Raw genomic sequence first — 16,676 nt, 5'->3', positions numbered from 1 at the left:
GATGGGTTATGGTACCAAAATTCTCCATCGGGCAGTCTGTCGGTGTGAACGCCCGACAAAATGCGTGCCCCTGTCGAGAGCCTTCGTTCGCTTGCCCGATGAACGGTTCACTCGGCGGCTTGTCGGACTGGGTATTCTTCTGGGAGTTCCGCCGGAGCGATGATCTCGAAATCCGCGGGCATGGCGTGCTGATCGGTTCCCAGGAGCGCCAGCGTCCAATAGTCAGAATCCTCCCCGAAGATCGTGGAGACCCGAACGATCGTTGGTCGTCCGTCGAAATACTTCGAGGACTTCGCCCAGTAAAATGCATTCGGAACCAAACTCGCTGCAACCATGACGCCTACTCCCGTGACCTGTGGACGATAGCAGAAACCCTGGAAATGAGAATGCCTCAGCTTGTCCAGGTAGTGGAAAATGATCGCTCGTCGACCTACCCGCTTCCGATGCGCGTCTTCGCACGACGACCTTCCGGCGCGAAGACGCGGCACGGCTCCGAAGCCGCCGTTCGTCGTCGGGCAGAACCTTCAAATGGGCGGCTCGAGCTGCAGACACGAAAGCTTGTCTCGCCCTAGTGGGCCTCAGTTCGCCTTGAAGCGACCGCAGACATGTGAGACGACACGATTTCCTGTTTCCTTGTTGAGCGTGTGAAATCGAACCTTTTCGCTCTCGCTTGTCGCCGGACTCATTGCCACGGGACATGTAACCAGCGACAGCTTGAGATAGCCCTTCCAGTAGGCGCGCGGCATGGCTGGTCTCCTTTACGCTGCACGGCCAGGATGCAGGTGGCATCCCTGTTGTCACCTTCAGTTTGAATTGCTAAGTGCAAAAAAATATGTCAAAAATCCTCTTAATGCAAAACTCGATGATTCCCATGAGGGCCCAATGATCAGTGATGAGCGACGTTTCGAGTTTGAATCCGCGATCCGTCGGGACGTACCCCGCGACCTACTCGTCGAAATTGAACATCAATTTGGGATGGCCGCCCAACAGGCAGAGGCCGCGGTAAGCGGGTCACAGGCCGCAGTCACCCATGGGGTGGCGCTCTCAAGGCGGCGCGCAAGCCGAGCAACCGGTCTCGTCCGGTTTCAAATTATCGATGAGATGTTCGAGCAGATGCTCAATCGCCATGGCGCAGAATTCGTCAAATCGGTTCCGATCGAACAAGGCCCTGATGAAATCAAAGACGCGCCAGTTTATCTGACCACCGGCCGTTTTGGCCATACAATGATCGGTTTTGCATCCCATCGTGAAGTGGATGATCTGCCGATCAAGAATACGACCCGATCTGCTTTGTGCAATCAAAACCGCGGACTGTCATACGACCTGTTTCATCCGCCAGAGATGTTTACCGACCGAGAACGTTTTGTCGTCATTATGGTCCGTCGTGATGCCCACGCTCTTGGAAAGATAGCGTCAATTACGGTCTGCGTTGCAGACGCACGATCGCAATCGTTCTTGTTTCAGGCTGATATCAAGGACTTCCTGGCTGGTTACGGATCGCTAGCGCAACCGGCGGCCAAGGCCTTCTCCCTTAAACAGGTGAAGAAGTCATTCAAGGCCTCCAAAAAGGACGGCCCCGCGGATGAGAAGAAAGGCAATGAAAATTAGGAACGACCGTGCGTAGTGGAGTGCAAAGTTTTGTTGGCGCGAGATTGGCTGAAGCGAGGCAAGCGAGAGGAATAACTTCCCGCAAGGCGCTGGCCGATCTGATGCAGCGCGCTGCGAGCACAGTCATCCGTTGGGAAGAGGGTGAAACCGCGCCGGAACCCGCTGCCTTGACCGAATTGGCTTCGGTCCTCAGATTGCCAGAGGACTTCTTTTTGACTGCCCGCCGCGAAGGTAGTGGCCTGTCGTTTTTTCGCTCGTTTGCCGGTGCTTTGCGCGGCGACCGCTTGTCACAGCAAGTCAGGTTGGCATGGCTCGAGGATGTTACGGCGGTGGCTGAACATTACGCCCACCTTCCCGAGATAAATGTTCCCGATCTCCTGCAGGGGCGTAACTTTCGCAATCTCCGCGATGAGGACATCGAGGCGTACGCTCAAGCAGCAAGAGAGCATTGGGGCCTGGGCCTTCGCCCTATTCTCAACATGGTCGAGCTGCTGGAGCGAATTGGCGTCGTAGTCGCCAGCGAACCGATGGAAACCGATCAATTGGATGGGCTGAGCCGTTGGGGATCGGATGGTCGCCCATACGTACTGCTTGCCAGCGACAAGCAGTCTTTTTCCCGACGCCAATTCGATGCCGCTCATGAACTAGCCCACCTGGTGCTGCACCGAGCAGTGACCGAAGAGGAATTCGTCGAGAACTTCAAAGCCATTGAAGACCAGGCTCATCGTTTTGCGTCCGCTTTCTTGCTCCCGGCAAGCCAATTCAGTGTTGAAATCGACACCGCTGCTATCTGGGAACTGGAGCGCCTGAAGGCGCGTTGGAAAGTTTCGATCAAGGCACAAATTATGCGTCTGCAGCGGCTTCAGATTCTGGACAAAAGCTCTGCAACTCGTCTCTACAAAATCTACAGTGCGAAAGGCTACTCCAGGCGGGAGCCGTTTGACGATGTTTGGCCGATGCAGGAACCGACATTGCTCGCGGATGTGTTCAAGGCATTGGTCGATGCGGGGCAAGTCACCAAAGAGGATTTGCGCGAAGATCTACCGCTGTTTCCGCACGACGTTGAAAGTCTGACAGGTCTACCATCCGGATGGCTGAGCTTGCAGGCTGCGAGAATCGTGGAGCTTAAGCCCGTCGTGACGCCGCGTGACAACCTCGGTGGGGTTCGCGGAGAAGTAGTGCCGATCAAACGGAACGGTGACTGATAACCACATTTCGGTCCAGTTTGCATTTTCAGCCGCTTGTTAAATATGGGAAATCATTGTTGAACGGGTAATTCTCCCGCCCTGTCGACGGTTCGAATCCGTTCAAGAATGCACTCGAACCGGTTGGTCGGATGGCAGTGGAACTCCGCTATCTGCGCTCGGAAATCTATCGCTGGCTGAAGCGGATCCACCGATCAAGTGGCTCACCCCATTCGATCGCTTCAAGGCCTGAATACCGGGCCGTCGAATGACGCGCAAAGATGCGCCTCTCAAGGTGGCGACCCCGTCGACACTTTGAATCGGCGCAGACTAAACAACAGGACAGCGGCGGCGAAGATTGCGACCAAAGAAGCAATCTCAATTACGGTTCGAAATCCGTAGGCCCGTGCTATTACCCCTACGGAGGGGCCGGCCAACCCGCCGCTGATCACTATTGTGTTCCAATAGATTGCCGTTGCATATGCCGGGCGAGCTTCAGCTTGCGATTGGACGAAGCTGGTACCAAGGCTGGCATAAGGCACGTAGTACAGCCCCTCCCTTGTCGCACCGACAACATCGGCGGATAGCTCTGGACCATGGTAACGAGCAAACAACGCTGTGGCGATCAATGGCGTCCGAATCCCGAACCAGGCGAGTGCTGCTTGCCCTGCGCCTCGCATTTGCGCCAATCCATTTCTGAGAACAGACATTTGAAGCAAGCTCCACACATGATTGTGTGATCATGGTAATTACAACGGAAGGAAGAGCAGGTCCGTTTAAAACGGACCTGCCAGAGGAAGGTATCCTCAGTTGGCGACGAAAGAGAGGTTCCACAGGACTTTGCCATGGGAGATTGTCGGAGCGGAGGTCTGCGTGCAGGTAGGGGCCCGAGTTCCACCTGAAATGGCGACCCAAGCCGGCGTTCCGGCAAGTGAAAGCGCTTGGCCGGTAGCAGGATCATAGTTGACGCTCAATGAGGCTCTGCACGTCCGAGCCGGAACGACACCTCTGGTCACATCGAAACGAAACGTCATGAAGCCGTCGATGGTGTTGCCTTGCACCGTAAAGACAACTGACGCTCCATTAGAGATGCTGGAGGGGAAGTTGGGCGTGCAGCCGACGCATCTGATACTGCCGACATTCGCAGTACCGGATGTGCTGTTGTTTTTGATTGTCACCTCAGCCGTGGCAGCAAGAGCCATAGCAGGAATTGCCGCTGCCATGACGGCAGCGACAATCAATTTTCGAAAAAGCATGGTCATTTCTCCAAGTGTCACAATATTTTCTTTGGACGCGTCAGGTTATGCCGGGTGTTGAGCATCGCTCACACAAGAGCTTGAACAACCGGGCGGAGAACTCGCATCTGCCGTTTCAATGCGCCAGGGATTCCGATCAATCGGGAGCCTGCAACATTTTGTTTCGCTGTTCTCCGCTGTTCGCAATCTCTTCGTTCCAGATCGCACAAAACCTTCTGCCAACCAAATTCGCAGTCACCGACTGCAAGCCATGGCCCAGTGGAAAGCCGTCAGCGGCCAGCTCGTCTGAAACTGTCCGCACGGGCCTTGACTCGCCTGCCATTCAAATTTCCGCCGATCGCCATCCATAGCCGTCGATAGCCGCTGAAATTATGAGGGTGCAAAAAGCGGAAGGTGGTCCCCTATCGAATACTCTTGTACTCTGCCGCCGAGTACTGGCGGGCGACGCTGCCTCAATCGACGACCGTGCCGAACACGTCGAGTCCGAGTAGCTTTACGTTTTGGAAACATCCCAGCACATCGGTCCGATCAGGAAGACAAGCTGAAAAGCCGCTAGAATTTCTAGCGGCCCTTTTGATCGCAGAGGCTTGGGAGTCAAATTACTCTGCGGCGAACTGTTGAGGGCTAAGACGCAGCGCAGCTGCGCGACGGTGGCCTTCCAGTTGCTCGGTGGCACTTTGGCGAATAGCTGCCGGAGCTACGGCAGCGACTCCACGCTCGTCGAGCCACTGGTGCGTGGCAATCTTGACGTATGAGCCAACCCAAAGGCCACCCGTATAGCGACCGGCTGCCATCGTTGGCAGGGTGTGGTTCGTACCGCAGCACTTGTCAGAGTACACAACGCTGGCCAGTTCGCCGATAAAGATCGAACCGTAGTTGCGGAGCTTCTTTGCGGTCGCCTGAGGGTCACGGGTGTGAACCTGAAGATGTTCAGTGGCGATGTAATCGGAGTAGGCGATCATCGTCTCTTCGTCTTCGACGACGGTCACTTCGCCGTAGTCCTTCCACGCAACGCTGGCAACCTGAGCGGTCGTCAAGGTTTCGAGCTGCTTTTCGACTTCCTTGATCGTCTCTTCAGCAAGCTTACGGTCCGTCGTAACCAGCCCTACACGGGTGCGCACGTCATGCTCAGCCTGAGCCAGCATATCGGTCGCGAGGGTTGCGGGGTTGGCGGTCTCGTCAGCGACGATGAAGATTTCGCTTGGGCCTGCAAGCTGGTCGATACCGACCTGACCAAAGACCTGCCGCTTTGCTTCGTTTACAAACGCATTGCCCGGACCGACGATCTTGTCGACGGCAGGAATCGTTTCAGTACCGTAGGCCATTGCAGCAATCGCCTGGGCTCCGCCGACGCGGAAGATTCGGTCTGCACCGGCGAGATGGCAGCCGGCAATCATAGCCGGATGGGCATTCGGTGGAAGGCACGCGATGACCTGGTCACACCCGGCGACTTTTGCAGGGACAACCGTCATGACGGGTGCCGAGAGGAGCGGATAGCGACCACCCGGGACATAGCAGCCAACGATTTCTATCGGGATGACGCGATGGCCAAGGTGCAGCCCCGGAAGCGCCTCAATTTCCAGCGGGAGTATCGTGCCCAGCTGCGCTTCGGCGAAGCGACGGACGTTTGCAATGGCAAACTCGGTGTCTTCGCGAGTTTGCGGGTCGAGATCGGCGATAGCCTTGAGCTTCTCTTCGTGAGTAACTTCGAAGTTGGTCACGTTGGCCTTATCGAACGCGACAGAGTATTCGCGAACGGCGGCGTCGCCATGCTTACGGACATTCGCAATTATATCCTTTACGGTCTTTTCGACAGGAGCCGTATCCGAGACAGCATCTCGGGTCGGTTCCTTGACCCGTATAAACTTACCTTTCAGCGCATCGAGACGCGACGTCATCAAAACCTCCTATGTGGGATGATCCTGATGAGCATCGTGAAACTTTGGCACCCTCGCAATTGCCCACAAACCACGTGTTCATTATAATCACCACTTCAGTAGTCGCTAGCTCCACGCAGGTATCTCGATTGTGGCGAAGGTGGCATTCTCAGGCGGTGCAATAAAGGGAACCGATAATTGCCAAAGATTGGTAGTAAGCTCCGGGAACTGCGCCGCCGCCGCGATCTCGGTGTGAGGGAGTTGGCGGCGCGCTCAGGAATTTCACATTCGACGATTTCGCTTATCGAGCGAGACAAGATGAGCCCTTCAATAGATACGCTCGGCGCGGTATTGGACGCTCTAGGAACGACCCTTCCGGGATTTTTTTCCGATCTCCAATCCAGCCTGCCATATTCTCCATTCTATTCGTCTGAGAACTTGGTGGAGATTGGAAAGGTTGAAACAATTTCATATCGTGTCATCGGCCTCGATCATCCCAATCGACAATTACTAATGTTACACGAGCGCTATGCACCCGGGGCTGACACCGGCGAAGAGTTTACGCATGCGGCACAAGAGGCAGGCATGGTCCTTTCCGGAGTGGTCGAAATCACCGTCGGTAACCAAAAAAAGGTTCTGAAGCCGGGTGACGGCTACTACTTCGATAGTCGCCTTCCACATCGCTTTCGAAACCTACATGATGGACAGAGTGAAATCTTGAGTGCCATTACCCCTCCGACATACTAACGTGGCTGTCATCTATTGCTGGTGAGTATAGTCACCGGGGACGTTATCCCTGCTTCCCTAAGTCGGAAAACCTGCTTTTCTAGGTCGATAACAAAAAGGGGAGCGTCCTATGGTTTTTTGCAAAGCTACTTTCATCGCGTCAACTGTTCTCGCGGCTAGCGGTTTCCATAGCCGCGTGATCTGACAAGTGTATCCCGGGGCGGGAACTTCCAAAAGGCACGGCGCAAGATCTTCTTCGAGCCGGCTCGTGCAGTTTTCCCCTTCGCCACTTCGATGGACGAGACCCGTGCTGACCTTGTTCTTTGCGGGGCCAAGCCAAAGAACATTGGCGCGCCAAAAGTTCTCGACAACTCGAGAAAATATCGGTCCCGCGAACGCGGCTGCAGGGTTTCCTTTTATCGTGGGAACGATGCTCATCGCGGGCTCCAATGAATACCAAGCGAGCCTAGCAGAACATAGTTTTCCGGCGGAGCGTCTTTTCTCTCCGGAAAGCTCAAAAAGACGGCCAAAGGCCAGCAGTACTCTCCAACGCCGTTGGAAAGTTTGGTGTTGAGAGCCCGTACTGGGCCAATCGATGAAAAGGGGAATAGCAATGTTTAAGAGACTTATTGCTTCGGCGCTGGTAGCGTCGTCTGTAGCTAGTTCTGCGATGCCGGCAAATGCAGCAAAAGATGGCGTCACGCTCGGTTTCGCTGTGGCGTTCACGGGTTGGGAAGCAGCTTACGATGGTGAAGCCACCAAGATGGCTCAGCTGTGGATCGAGCAGCAAAATGCAAAGGGCGGGCTTCTCGGCCATCCGATCAAACAAATCCAGCAAGATACGAAGTCCGACCGCGTCGAAGGTGCCAAAGCGGGCCAGGCGATGGTTCAGGGCGGCGCGGATGTTGTTCTGGTGACGGCCGACTATGACTACGGCGCTCCGGCGGCTCTGCAGGCACAGAAGGCGGGGCTCATTTCGGTCTTTCTCGGCGCGTCTGATCCTAAGGCAGGTGTAGCAGGCGTCGGCAAGCTTTCGTTCACTGCCAACAATGCCGGTCAGGTTGAAGGCGCAACGATGGCCGAATGGGGCATCAACAAGCGTGGCTTCAAGAAGGGCTATGTCCTTGTGGACAACCTGCTCGAGTACAACAAGTCGTCCTGCGCCGGTTACGAGTGGGCGTTCCCGCTTCATGGCGGCACCATTGTCGCCAAGGACGAGTTCAAGAACGCTGACGCTTCGATCAGTTCGCAGGTCACCCGCCTCGCCAATGCGGTTCGCGACGAAGGCGTCGACAACGTAATGCTTTGCTCGGTTACGCCTGGCGGTGCCAGTGCCATCAAGCAGATCCGTGCAGCCGGGATTAACATCCCTATCCTCAGCAACACGGGCATGGATGGTCTCTATTGGAACAGTGCAGTTCCGGACCTCAAGGACTTCTACGTGCCTGTACAGGCAGTATTCTCCGGCGATCCGCGCCCCGAGGTCGAAGCGCTGACGAAGGCGTATGAAGCAAAATACGGTGGCCGCCCCGCGACGCAGTATGCTTACCCGATTTATGCGTGGCTGGACCTTTACGCGCAGGCAGTAACGAAGGTCGGTTCGACTGATGCCGAAAAGGTAGTTGCCGAGATGAATACCTACAAGGAGGTTCCGACGGTTCTTGGTACGCGCTCCTTCTCTGACCTCGTTCACATCCAGACGCAAATCCCGATGTTCGTTACCGAGATCAAGGACGGCAAACAGAACGTCATTGAGGAAGTGAAGATAAGCCAAGATATTCCAAACGACGTTCTCTACCGCCTGAAGAAGTAAAGGCGTAGAACTGGGCACGCCGGTTAACTGGCGTGCCCCTACAAAAAAAGGGGAATATCATGGCTGACATTTTGTCGCTTCACTCAGGCAATGACGCTGCTACGCCCACCGCTAGCGGCCTGGTTGCAAGGAATCTGACCGTTCATTTCCAGGGTCTTGCGGCAATTTCAGATGTTTCACTTCACGTGGGTAGCCGGGAAATCTTTGGCCTGATTGGACCGAACGGTGCCGGAAAGACCACGCTGGTAAATTGTCTCACGGGGTTTCAGACCCCGACAGAAGGAGCGATTTTTCTTCATGGTTCGGACACAGCTGGTTGGCGAGCCGACCGGTTTCGCCTTGAGGGTATCGCGCGTACTTTCCAGGCGGGGCGGTTGTTCAACGACTTGAGCGTTCTCGAAAATGTAGAGGTCACTGGCCTTGGGCTTGGCCTGGCACGAAATCCAGCGCGTGCGGCAAGTTATGAGCTGCTCGAATGGATTGGCATCGCAGATAAGGCCTCCATCGCAGCCGGAGCTTTAGCCTACACCGATCAGCGCCGATTGAGCATCGTGCGCGCCCTCGCCGTCGCCCCCAAATTCATTCTCCTCGACGAACCAGCAGCTGGCATGTCTGACGCGGAAGCTGACGAACTCGTACATCACATTGCCGAAATCCCTGATCGCTTCGGATGCGGGGTCCTGTTGATCGAACATAACATGCACGTCGTGATGAGCATTTGTCACCGCGTGCACGTCCTCGACGGGGGCAAAACCCTGGCGGTCGGTACGCCGGATGAGATCAAACGACATGAGGGCGTTCTCGCCGCCTACCTCGGCATGGAGGCCTGACCCGATGTCAAACACCATCCTATCGCTATCCCACATTACAGTCCGATATGGACAGATGACCGCGTTGCGAGATGCTTCGATCCATGTCGATAAGGGCGAGGTCGTGTGCATAATCGGCCCCAATGGAGCGGGTAAGTCCACTATGCTCGCAGCCGCCGCTGGCGGCGCACCGGTTGTCTCTGGCAACATTCAGTTCAATGACAAAGCGATCACCGGAGTGGCTCCGGAAAAGATTGCTCGCCTTGGAATTTCCCTGGTGCCTGAGGGACGACATGTCTTCGGCTCGTTGACTGTGGAAGAGAACCTTCAGATCGCTGGATACATCCAGAAGGACAGCGGTCAGGCCAAGCAGGACGTCGAACGGGTGCTGACATATTTCCCCCGTCTTCGAGAGCGCCTGAAGTTTCCGGCTGGCCGCCTTTCTGGTGGTGAGCAGCAGATGTTGGCAATCGGACGGGCACTCATGACCCGCGCAAAACTGATCATGGTCGATGAGCCTTCGCTGGGTCTGGCCCCGAAAATCATCGACCAAATCTATCAAATCCTGCTGGATATCCGCCGCACGGAGGGTCTCACCCTCCTGATCAACGAGCAAAGTTCTAACCGCATTCTCAAGCATGCCGACCGCATCTACGTGTTGCGTGGCGGAGTAATCCAACTTGAGGGCAGGGCGGCTGATCTCGCGGACGGCGAAGCTATCCGTGAAGCCTACTTCGGCTTCCAGCACTCCGACGCCCGGGAGACACAACAATGATCAATTTCATTCAGAACATGGTCGATGCCCTAAGCCTGGGCAGCATCTACGCTCTTGTGGCGCTGGGCATCGGTCTTCTGTTCGGCATTCTTCGGCTCATCAACTTCGCACATGGCGATCTGATCACTATCGGTGGCTATAGCCTGATCGTGCCATCCGCAGATGTTACCTCCCAGATGCTCATCGGAAACTGGAGCTGGTGGACGCTGCTTCCGTCGGTCTGCCTGATCGTTGTGATCGTCGCCCTGCTCACAGACGCACTGGTATTCCGACCCCTTCGGCGCGCGAACGCGACAACTCTGATGATCGGATCATTCGCCTTGAGCTACATTATCCAGAATGGTCTCCTTCTGGTCTACAGCTCACGTGCCAAGGCCGTCGATCTCTGGCCGTCGTTGAACACTCAGATCGAACTGGGCGCTGTTCGCCTGCCGGTCCTTCAGCTTACCACCATCGGGACGACATTGGTATTGATGGTTGCCCTGATCGCTTTCCTGCGCGGCACTCGATACGGCGTCCAGATGCGTGCCGCCGCAGAAGATTTCCGCATGGCCCAGTATCTTGGAGTGAATGGTAACTTCGTAATCGGCATGGCATTCGCGGTAACTGGCATCCTGGCCACGGCAGTCTCTCTTCTTTACGTCACCCAGACTGGCTCTCTAAGCCATACAATGGGCGTTCCGCTGGCACTCTTCGGATTTGTGGCCGTCGTCATCGGAGGGATGGGAAGCTTGGTTGGAGCAGTTGTGGGCGGCTTCTTGGTCGGCATTCTCCTGGTGATGCTGCAAGCTTACCTACCTGCCGATCTTCGTGGCTTCCGAGATGCCTTTGCCTTCGGAATCCTTGTCCTGGTCCTGCTCGGTCGTCCCTCGGGTCTCTTCCCAGCTAAAAACATCATTGAGCGAGTTTGAGCCATGAAGGGACACACAAATCTTTCGCATTTCGGCCAGCATTCTTCAGCAGTCGTGCTGTCGTTGGTCGTCGCAGCAATCGCGCTTGTCACCACGCTCGTTGGCGATGAGGCCATTGCAACCTCCGTCACAGAAATGCTGATTAGAATGACGCTGGTGGTCGGCCTTTACATCTTCATTGGTAACTCAGGGATCACTTCATTCGGTCACGTCGCGTTCTCCTGCTTAGGCGCATACGCGGTCGGCTGGGCGACTGCAGAACCGACGTTCAAGCAGATTATGCTGTCGGGGCTTCCGACGTTCCTGCAGGAAAACCAGTATCCATTCTGGATGGCCATGATCGGTTCGGCGCTACTCCCCGCTGTCGTTGCTCTACTGTTTGGCCTGGCGATTATGAGATTGAACGGGATCGCGGCATCGATTGCGACCTTCGCCTTCCTCATCATCGTGAACAGCGTTTTTGCCAATTGGGATAGCGTCACCGCCGGTGTCAGCTCAATCATCGGCATTCCGACGGTCGTGGGTCCTTGGGTAGCAACTGGTGGGGCAATTTTGGCAGTCCTGGTCGCCAACCTGTTTCAGACCTCGCGATTTGGCATCATGCTGCGAGCCTGCCGGGACGATGAGGTTGCTGCCAAAGCTTCCGGCGTTCGCGTGGTCCGGGTTCGACTAATTGCTTTCGTACTCAGCGCTGCCGTAGCCGGTGTCTCTGGCGGTCTCTATGCCCAGTTCCTCGGAATTCTGGCTATCGATGCCTTTTACCTCAACCTGACATTTATCGCCTTGGCGATGCTCGTCGTCGGTGGAGTAGGCAGCCTGACCGGGGCGGTATCCGGAGTAGTCGTCGTGACGGTGATCGTCGAGGTTCTCCGGTTTCTGGAACGGGGTTTTACGCTCGGCAGCACTTCAATTGCTTTGCCGCCCGGCAGCCAGGAGATCGGTCTTGGCATCATCATGGCCTTGATTCTGATCTTCAGACCCGGTGGCATCGCTGGTGGACGCGAACTTTTCGCCCTGACCGGCAGAAAGCGCCACTCGGAAAAATTACTAGCGGATGCCAGTCAAACGGCGACTGCCACACACTGACAGTTCGGATTTATCGTACGCGGCAATCGCTCTAGGGCGATATTTCGTGAAGGCCTTTGTTGGCGGCGCTGCCGCACGTGAATTTGACGGAGAACCCAATGACATATCGTATTTCGGTCGATACCGGCGGCACCTTCACTGACGTGGTCGTATCCGACCCCGAAGGCAATCTGACCATCGGTAAATCGCTGACCACGCCGGATCGAGCGTTCGAAGGCGTCAGCAACTCAATCGCCAACGCAGCAGAGCAGCTCGGCAAGACGCTGATCCAGCTGCTTGCGGAAACTTCGCTGTTCATCTACGGCACCACGCGCGCCACGAACGCGATTGTTACCCGCCAGGGTGCAAAGACCGCGTTCCTGACGACGGATGGTTTCCCGGATGTCTTGGTGTTCAAGGAAGGTGGAAAGCGCAATCCCCACGACTTCAGTGTCGATTTTCCGGAACCGTACATTCCTCGTCGCCGGACCTTTGAAATCGACGAGCGGATGAGTTCGGAAGGTACCGTAAGCCGTCCCCTCAACGAAGCTCACGCCGTCAAGGTGTTGCTGCAGTTGAAGGAGGAGGGCTACGAGGCCATTGCTGTGAGCCTGATCTGGTCCGTGGCGAACTCTGCGCACGAACGGCGCATTGGCGAATTGATTGAGCAACACCTTCCGGGTTTGCCATATACATTGTCGCACCAGTTGATCCCTATTGTTCGTGAGTATCGTCGCGCTTCCGCCACTTCAATCGACGCGTCGCTGAAGCCCCTGATGCAACAGCATCTCCGTCGCCTGAACAGCGATTTGCGCGAAGCGGGTTACGAAGGAGACGTCCTAGTCTCGACCTCAATTGGCGGCTGCAACCAGATTTCCGACGTCATCAGCAAGCCAATCCAGCTCGCGAAGTCCGGTCCTTCGATGGCACCGGTAGCCTCCCGTGCGTTCAGCACCATCGAGAACTGCGGCGGCGACATCATCGTCTGCGATACAGGCGGAACGACCTTCGACGTCGGTCTCGTCCGAGAGAATCAGCTCGTCTACTCGCGTGACACCTGGCTGGGTGGAGAATGGACCGGTCATCTCCTCGGAATCTCCTCCGTCGATATCCGCTCCGTAGGCGCTGGCGGTGGTTCCATTGCCTGGATCGATGACGGTGGCCTTCTGCGCGTCGGTCCTCACTCGGCTGGCTCGGTTCCGGGGCCGGCTTGCTACGGACGCGGGGGTCAGAAGCCTACGGTATCGGACGCCGCCTGTGTGTTGGGATATTTCAATCCTGATTACTTTCTGGGTGGTCGGATGACGCTCGACAACGAAGCCGCCCGCAAAGCTGTGGAAACGGTTGCGACAAGCATTGGTCGGTCCATTGAAGAAGCCGCATACGGCATCCTGAACCTGGCTTCGGAAGTAATGATCAAGGCGATCCACGACATCACCATCGGGCAGGGTATCAATCCGCGCGAAAGTGTCATTCTTGCCGGGGGCGGGGCCGCTGGCGTCAACATCATGCTGATTGCGAAGGAGTTGGGCTGCAACAACGTGCTGCTCCCGAAGCAGGCATCTGCCTTGTCAGCGTCCGGTATGCACTTCGCGAACATTCTGACGGAGGAGTCTGTTACCCACTTCACGACAAGCGCCAACTTCGACAGCGCCGGTCTGGCTAACACATTGCAGGGTCTGACCGACAAGCTTGACGCCTTCTACGCCGGTCTGAAGAACCTACCGCCAGGCACCAAGCACCGCATTGAGTATTTCGTCGAAGCTCGTTACGCGAGCCAGGTTTGGGAAATCTCGACACCGGTGCTCGATCCCGACTTGTCGTCGAACGAGGCGAGGAACGCACTCATCGAGAGCTTCCACCGCACACACGAGCGTCTCTTTGAAATGCGTGACGAAGGAAGCGCCATCGAATTCATCAGCTGGAAGGCCCGCTTGAGCGTCGAAACGGGCATCTCGCAGACAGCCAAAGAGCCGGTCGGATACTCGGAGAATTTCTCCGGTCCGGAAATGTACCGCAACTGCTTTTTCGGTTCCAGTAATCCAGCCAGGACCAGGATTCATCAGGGCGACAACATTAAGCCCGGCATGATCTTCCATGGCCCATGCATTATCGAAGAGCCCACGACGACCGTCGTTGTGTTCCCTGACATGACCGCCCGCGTAACGGCCAATGGCCATTATCTTCTCACGTTTTGATCGAGGCCTGATATGACCGACACTAATAACTCTAAGCTCGATACCGTCCTAACGGCAGTTCTAGCCAACCGGGTCGATGGCATCGTCCGAGAAATGACCAATACGATGCTGAAGACGGCACGATCCGCCGTCATCAACTCCGCCCGTGACTTCTCGTGCGCTATCGTCACCGGCACGAACGAGTTATTCGCCTGCGCTGAGGGCCTCCCGATCCACATTTTCGGAACAGACTTGCAGACCAAAGTAATGTGCGACAATCATCCGGACATCGCCGAGGGCGACTGCTATCTGCATAACGACCCATATTCCGGCAATACTCACGCTGCCGACCACGCTTTCATGGTGCCTGTGTTCTTCGAGGGCGAGCACCATTTTACAGCGGTTGCAAAGGCTCACCAGGCCGATTGCGGCAACAGCCTACCGACGACCTACATGTCGATGGCTAAGGACGTTTACGAAGAAGGGGCGTTGATTTTCCCGGCCGTACGCATCCAGCGCGATTACAAGATGGTGGGCGACGTCGTGAATATGATGCAAAAGCGCATCCGGGTTCCATCGCAGTGGTACGGTGACTTCATGGCCGGGATCAGTTCTGCTCGCATCGCTGAGCGTCGTCTGAAAGAGATGTGCGCAAAGTACGGCAAGGAAACGATCAAGACTTTTATCACATCCTGGCTTAATTATTCGGAGCAGCGCATGGTCAACGCCGTCCGTTCTCTTCCAGCGGCTAAACTTGAAAATCATGGCCGACACGACAGCATGCCATTCCTTCCTGAAGGTATCCCGCTCCAGGTGAAGGTCATGGTCGATCCGGACTCGGCCTACATCGACATTGACCTTCGCGACAATATAGACAACGTCGATTGCGGTCTCAACCAGAGCGAAGCCACAGCGACCTCCGCCGTCTTGGCCGGTCTGTTCAACAGCTTGAACAGCGACGTTCCGCAAAATGCGGGTTCATTCCGCCGCGTTCGCGTCCATCTCCGCGAAGGTGCGGTGGCTGGCATCCCGAAGTTCCCGCATTCCTGCTCGGTCGCGACAACCAACGTGTCGGACCGTATGATCAATCTCACGGGGGCGGCATTCGCTCAGCTTGGGGATGGGCAGGGGTTGGCCGAAGGGGCGGTTGGCCCAGGCGTCGGTATGGCCGTCGTATCCGGTCGAGACCCGCGCTTTAATGGTGCTCCATTCATCAACCAAATCCATCTCAACATTAACGGAGGTCCGGCGTCGCCAAAGGCCGATGGTTGGATAACCTACGGCATCCCGGTCGTTGCGGGTCTAATGTATCGAGATTCTATCGAGATCGATGAACTGAAGCATCCGCTGGAAGTTCGGCGTCTCGCTCTTATCCCAGGCACGGGCGGGGCAGGGCGCTTCCGTGGAGCACCGAGCGCTGAAATCGAATTCGGGATTAAATCAGACGCGATGACCGTAATGTACCCTGGCGATGGTCAGGAAGAACCACCAAAGGGCGTGCGGGGTGGTCTCGATGGTGCCCGTGCAGAACGCTTCGTCATCCGTAAGAACGGTGAGAGCACCAAGCTGACTAACGCAGCTCGCATCGAGCTGGCCCCAGGTGATGCCGTTCGCGGAATCGATTGCTCCGGCGGCGGGTACGGTTCGCCGTTGGAACGTGATCCCGAGCGCGTGCTAGACGATGTCCTCGAACGATACGAGACCGAGGAGAGGGCCGCTGACGTCTATGGGGTTATCTTCGACAGCTATCCCGTCCGGGATGGTTCCAAAGTTGATGCGAGGGCCACCGACGAGAAACGACGTGCTCTGGCGACCATCTGAGAACAACCTTTATCACTTCCCTGGCCCGCACACTAAACGGCGGGCCTACTTTGCCGCGCCTTGGGCGCGGCTTTTTCCTTCGTCGAGATGTAACGACGCGTTTCTTCAAGCGATAAAAATGAGGTCGGAAAGTCGCGGCCCTCAGTGAAGACAGAGCGCTTGATGGACTGCGGGGTAATATTGTGCTCGAATTGGAATTTTGTAGCGGCCGGCTGTGTGGACAGAAAAGCCACCAAGCCGGGCGGGGAGACCAAAAAGCTTACTGTGCAGCACCTGAGGTCGCTTGATGATCGCGCAGATCATCAGGAGTGACGCTTGAGAGCCGGTGGTTATAGGTAGGCGCTGGAACTCAATCAGGAGGGTGGCTAGGAGTGATGCTCTCGAACGGCATGAGATCGAGAAGCGGATAAGCTATCCCGGAATAAAACTGTGGTGTCACCATCCATTCCGCCCATGTCAACAGGCGGTTCAGCGTGACGAAGAAGTCCTTCCAAATCTCACGTCAAAGACGTTTAGGCTCAACCGCCGGCATAGGCGATCGAGGACATCGGGCCCACCAATTCCTTTGGCGGGCCATCTACGAAGTCAGTACCGTGCTCCACGGGGCAGATGACGACGGGTTTTATTGGAAGGATAGTGGATGGGCGAAGGTTG

General features: G+C 56.1%; 15 protein-coding genes and 2 pseudogenes. 11 read left to right on the top strand and 6 right to left on the bottom strand.

The window, feature by feature from the left end; genetic code table 11:
* Window positions 1-107 precede the first annotated feature (107 nt).
* The 3 genes and pseudogenes from BS629_RS05035 to BS629_RS40450 all read right to left on the bottom strand — a co-directional run.
* Window positions 108-320 carry a hypothetical protein gene (locus BS629_RS05035; RefSeq protein WP_245315064.1) on the bottom strand — a complete coding sequence of 71 codons (213 nt, stop codon included), beginning with the start codon at window positions 318-320 and terminating at the stop codon, window positions 108-110.
* Window positions 223-582 carry a hypothetical protein gene (locus BS629_RS38855; protein WP_245315063.1) on the bottom strand — a complete coding sequence of 120 codons (360 nt, stop codon included), beginning with the start codon at window positions 580-582 and terminating at the stop codon, window positions 223-225. Before BS629_RS38855 ends, BS629_RS05035 begins: the two co-directional genes overlap by 98 nt.
* 26 nt (window positions 583-608) lie before the next feature.
* A pseudogene (locus tag BS629_RS40450) lies at window positions 609-746 on the bottom strand (non-homologous end joining protein Ku); the annotation flags it as partial.
* A 136-nt stretch (window positions 747-882) separates the two neighbouring features.
* Here BS629_RS40450 and BS629_RS05025 point away from each other — a divergent pair.
* Both BS629_RS05025 and BS629_RS05020 read left to right on the top strand, forming a co-directional pair.
* Window positions 883-1,608 (top strand): hypothetical protein, encoded by a 726-nt coding sequence (locus BS629_RS05025; RefSeq protein ID WP_077988006.1) that lies wholly within the window; start codon window positions 883-885, stop codon window positions 1,606-1,608.
* Window positions 1,609-1,616: 8 nt separating this feature from the next.
* The gene (locus tag BS629_RS05020; protein ID WP_063828064.1) at window positions 1,617-2,813 is read left to right on the top strand and encodes an XRE family transcriptional regulator; all 1,197 of its coding nucleotides are present in this window, start codon (window positions 1,617-1,619) and stop codon (window positions 2,811-2,813) included.
* A gap of 269 nt (window positions 2,814-3,082) precedes the next feature.
* Here the strand turns inward: BS629_RS05020 and BS629_RS38045 are convergent, their stop codons facing one another.
* Together BS629_RS38045 and BS629_RS39620 are read right to left on the bottom strand one after the other, a co-directional pair.
* Window positions 3,083-3,502, bottom strand: coding sequence for a hypothetical protein (locus BS629_RS38045; RefSeq protein WP_018486480.1), 420 nt, complete (start codon window positions 3,500-3,502; stop codon window positions 3,083-3,085).
* 96 nt (window positions 3,503-3,598) lie between these two features.
* The gene (locus BS629_RS39620; RefSeq protein ID WP_245315059.1) at window positions 3,599-4,054 is read right to left on the bottom strand and encodes a hypothetical protein; all 456 of its coding nucleotides are present in this window, start codon (window positions 4,052-4,054) and stop codon (window positions 3,599-3,601) included.
* Between the two features lie 32 nt (window positions 4,055-4,086).
* Between BS629_RS39620 and BS629_RS39615 the strand changes: the two are divergent.
* Window positions 4,087-4,337, top strand: a pseudogene (locus BS629_RS39615) (IS6 family transposase); the annotation flags it as partial.
* A 310-nt stretch (window positions 4,338-4,647) separates the two neighbouring features.
* On the opposite strand, the gene hisD reads toward BS629_RS39615, so the two are convergent.
* Window positions 4,648-5,946 carry a histidinol dehydrogenase gene (hisD, locus tag BS629_RS05010; RefSeq protein ID WP_077988004.1) on the bottom strand — a complete coding sequence of 433 codons (1,299 nt, stop codon included), beginning with the start codon at window positions 5,944-5,946 and terminating at the stop codon, window positions 4,648-4,650.
* A 177-nt stretch (window positions 5,947-6,123) separates the two neighbouring features.
* Here hisD and BS629_RS05005 point away from each other — a divergent pair, with 177 nt between their 5' ends.
* From BS629_RS05005 to BS629_RS04965, 8 genes are all read left to right on the top strand, one after another.
* Complete coding sequence (locus BS629_RS05005; RefSeq protein ID WP_077988003.1) at window positions 6,124-6,672, top strand: cupin domain-containing protein; 549 nt, start codon at window positions 6,124-6,126, stop codon at window positions 6,670-6,672.
* A gap of 592 nt (window positions 6,673-7,264) precedes the next feature.
* Window positions 7,265-8,464 carry an ABC transporter substrate-binding protein gene (locus tag BS629_RS04995; RefSeq protein ID WP_077988002.1) on the top strand — a complete coding sequence of 400 codons (1,200 nt, stop codon included), beginning with the start codon at window positions 7,265-7,267 and terminating at the stop codon, window positions 8,462-8,464.
* A gap of 59 nt (window positions 8,465-8,523) precedes the next feature.
* A complete protein-coding gene (locus BS629_RS04990) occupies window positions 8,524-9,294 on the top strand; it encodes an ABC transporter ATP-binding protein (RefSeq protein ID WP_077988001.1) in 771 nt (256 codons plus the stop codon).
* A 55-nt stretch (window positions 9,295-9,349) separates the two neighbouring features.
* Window positions 9,350-10,048: an ABC transporter ATP-binding protein gene (locus BS629_RS04985; RefSeq protein WP_245315058.1), complete on the top strand. Its 699-nt coding sequence runs from the start codon at window positions 9,350-9,352 to the stop codon at window positions 10,046-10,048.
* Window positions 10,045-10,959: a branched-chain amino acid ABC transporter permease gene (locus BS629_RS04980; protein ID WP_077987999.1), complete on the top strand. Its 915-nt coding sequence runs from the start codon at window positions 10,045-10,047 to the stop codon at window positions 10,957-10,959. Before BS629_RS04985 ends, BS629_RS04980 begins: the two co-directional genes overlap by 4 nt.
* 3 nt (window positions 10,960-10,962) lie before the next feature.
* A complete protein-coding gene (locus BS629_RS04975; RefSeq protein WP_077987998.1) occupies window positions 10,963-12,045 on the top strand; it encodes a branched-chain amino acid ABC transporter permease in 1,083 nt (360 codons plus the stop codon).
* A gap of 98 nt (window positions 12,046-12,143) precedes the next feature.
* Window positions 12,144-14,222, top strand: a complete 2,079-nt coding sequence (locus BS629_RS04970) for a hydantoinase/oxoprolinase family protein (RefSeq protein WP_077987997.1) — start codon at window positions 12,144-12,146, stop codon at window positions 14,220-14,222.
* Between the two features lie 12 nt (window positions 14,223-14,234).
* Window positions 14,235-16,022 (top strand): hydantoinase B/oxoprolinase family protein, encoded by a 1,788-nt coding sequence (locus BS629_RS04965; RefSeq protein ID WP_077987996.1) that lies wholly within the window; start codon window positions 14,235-14,237, stop codon window positions 16,020-16,022.
* The last annotated feature ends 654 nt before the right edge of the window (window positions 16,023-16,676 follow it).

It is taken from the genome of Rhizobium leguminosarum bv. viciae USDA 2370 (assembly GCF_002008365.1).
Taxonomy (GTDB): domain Bacteria; phylum Pseudomonadota; class Alphaproteobacteria; order Rhizobiales; family Rhizobiaceae; genus Rhizobium; species Rhizobium leguminosarum.
The sequence above is the reverse complement of the archived record's forward strand: the minus strand, read 5'-3'. Positions and strand labels throughout refer to the sequence as shown.